Annotated in this window: 1 protein-coding gene; it reads right to left on the reverse strand. The window is 69.4% G+C overall.

What is annotated here, in order from left to right; translation table 11 throughout:
- The coding region (locus H928_RS33830) for a response regulator (protein WP_239645063.1) at positions 1–389 on the reverse strand (389 nt) is incomplete at both ends.

A 389-nucleotide genomic window follows, 5' to 3' on the forward strand; every position in this document is an offset into this window, starting at 1 on the left:
TATCCCAGGCCGACTGCAACCAGGCCGTTGCCGCTGCGGCGCTGGCGCCAAAGGCCTGCTCCAGCCACAGCGCCGCTTGCGGTGAGCGCCAGGCCAGGCGCCCCTGGCGGTCGAGCACCACCACGCCCATGCCGGCCACATCGACCGCGGCCTGGGCCATGCGGCCCACATGGGCGTTGTGCATATGGCGGGCCAGGCGCGCCAGCACCTCGGGCAGCTTCAGCGGCTTGACGACATAGTCCACGCCGCCGCAGGCAAAGCCCTCGACGATATGGTCGGTCTCCGACAGCCCGGTCATGAAGATGACCGGCACATGGGCCCAGGCCGGGTGGGCCTTGATCTTGCGGCACAGCGAAAAGCCACTCTCGCCAGGCATCACGCAGTCGAGC

Origin of the sequence: Comamonas sp. B-9, from assembly GCF_000410635.1 — a bacterium.
Lineage (GTDB): Bacteria > Pseudomonadota > Gammaproteobacteria > Burkholderiales > Burkholderiaceae_C > Comamonas.